The following is a 2,169-nucleotide window of genomic DNA, read 5'->3' on the forward strand; positions in this document are numbered from 1 at the left end:
GGACGCGGAAAGCTCGACCTCCTGCAAGCCAGGCTGATCGGTGCCGTATGATCCCGAACTTCATCAAGAGTGCGTCAGACCCCTTTTTGGACGCCGATCACCCCTGAAACGGGGTCCTTATTCCACGCCGAAACACACAATTCTTCCTCAGCAACCTGATCGTCGAGCCGTTCGCCAATCCTGATGGTTCGCTTGCGCACGGTGGCATGCGTCTCGGTCGGCTCAACGGGCAGGAATTCGGCAAGCACTCTCGCAGCCTGCCGGTACGGCATCATGCTCCCCAGCCGCGCCGTCAGTTCCATCAGCTCGGATGTCGCTCGATCCGGGCAGATCTCCCGCAGCGGCGCAAAGGCATCGACCATGCCTGGGTAACAATCCCGACACAGCATCCAACGAGGATTGCGCACCTCCACGATGCCAAAGACAGTCCGGATCCGTCGCGTCGTGTAGTCCTTGACCGGCCGAAACCTGTGGCAATCCGGGCAGACCCGACGAAAGAGGGAATACGTCTCCGCCTCATGGTTCACGACCGCGCTCTGCAGCGCCGCCATGATGGTCTTGCTGTCCTCGATCGACAGGCCGAGGTCGCCGTCAAACAGACGTTCCCAGCTCTTGTCGATGCGGACCGCCTTCCGGCAAACGTCTCCGAACTCGTTCCTGCCCTCGATCGTGATCGTCCATTCCACCGCCATCGCTTTCCCTCCGAACAAAGCGGCGCTCATGGACTACGCGGGCCTAACAACCTGTATTCGACCCCAGAGAAATTACCGGTCTCAGCTGGCCGCAATCTCACATTTAAGTGCAGTGCGACATCGTGACCGGCACACGACATTGAGCGACGTCACCATTTTCAGCGACGGTGACGTTGGACCACAAGGAATCGTCCTGAGCGCCACAAGGGAGCCCATCACCCACATTCTCCACTGGTTCCATCTGTCGATGCAGCTTGGGCACATCGAGCGGGCATGGCACGGGATCAAGAGCTCGAGGGATCTGAATGTCTATCTCTGGGAGTCCGCGTTTCATGTGCCCAGGCTCCGTCACTTCTCTGGAGCGCGGCCAGGTCGCGGACTGCAAGGCGGCGAGGTGCTTCTCGGACAGTGACCTGCCACTGAACATTCATCCAGCGGCGATTAGAGCCTGGCCGTTTCTGTTACGCTTCTTGGCGCGGGTTGAGCAACCGGCGGAGGCGCAGAGGCTTCCATCAGCACAGCGTCGGAGCCGGTTGCGGTGATGTCCTCGGCGTATGCCGCCGGGGTCTGGTAGCCGAGCGAGGAATGAGGCCTCGCGGTGTTGAAGTCGTCCCGCCATTCGGCGATGGCACTGCGGGCGTGGTCGAGGCCGAAGAACAGGCTCTCGTTCAAGAGCTCGTCGCGCATGCGACCGTTGAAGGATTCGACATAACCGTTCTGCATCGGCTTGCCCGGCGCGATGTAGTGCCATTCGATCCCGTGATCCTTCGACCATGCAAGGATGGCGTTCGACGTGAACTCCGTGCCGTGGTCGGAGACGATCATGCTTGGCTTGCCGCGGTGGGCGATCAGTTCCGTCAGCTCGCGAGCAACCCGACGGCCGGAGATCGAGGTGTCCGGAATCGCGGCCAGACATTCGCGTGTCACGTCGTCGACGATGTTGAGCACACGGAAGCGCCGGCCGCAGGCGAACTGGTCATGCACGAAATCCAGCGACCAGCGAGCATTCGGCTTTGCCTCGACCAGGATCGGCGCCCGCGTGCCGACTGCTCGCCGTCTTGCCCGGCGCTTGCGCACCGTCAGACCTTCCTCGCGATAGAGACGGTAGATACGGTTGATCCCAGATGCCTCGCCCTCGCGCCTGAGCAGGATGAACAGCCGCCGGTAGCCGAAGCGTCGGCGCTCGTTCGCGAGGTCACGCAGCCGACCACGTAGCTCCGTCTCTGGCGGTCGGCGAGACTGGTAGCGGATCATCTTGCGATCGGCGCCAACGAAGGAACAGGCCCGACGCTCCGATAGGCCCATGACGGCCTGCAGATGCGCGACGGCTTCGCGCTTGGCGGCGGGCCCTACCATTTTTTTGACAGAAGCTCGCGCAATGCCGAGGCTTCGAGCATCTGGTCGGCGAGCAGCTTCTTCAGCCTGGCGTTCTCGTCTTCCAGAGCCTTCAGCCGCTTGGCGTCAGAGACGTCCATCC

At 61.9% G+C, this 2,169-nt stretch carries 1 protein-coding gene and 2 pseudogenes; 1 reads left to right on the forward strand and 2 read right to left on the reverse strand.

All coding sequences use genetic code 11. The features are described 5' to 3' along the window. Positions 1 to 74: 74 nt before the first annotated feature. Positions 75 to 692 carry a hypothetical protein gene (locus NKJ06_RS35195; RefSeq protein ID WP_352812524.1) on the reverse strand — a complete coding sequence of 206 codons (618 nt, stop codon included), beginning with the start codon at positions 690 to 692 and terminating at the stop codon, positions 75 to 77. A 145-nt stretch (positions 693 to 837) separates the two neighbouring features. Between NKJ06_RS35195 and NKJ06_RS35200 the strand changes: the two are divergent. Next, positions 838 to 1,044: pseudogene (locus NKJ06_RS35200) on the forward strand (hypothetical protein); the annotation flags it as partial. Between the two features lie 75 nt (positions 1,045 to 1,119). Here NKJ06_RS35200 and NKJ06_RS35205 read toward each other — a convergent pair. Beyond that, positions 1,120 to 2,169 (reverse strand): annotated as a pseudogene (locus NKJ06_RS35205) (IS3 family transposase); the annotation flags it as partial.

This window comes from Mesorhizobium sp. M0293 (assembly GCF_040321735.1).
In the GTDB taxonomy this organism is placed as follows: Bacteria; Pseudomonadota; Alphaproteobacteria; order Rhizobiales; family Rhizobiaceae; genus Mesorhizobium.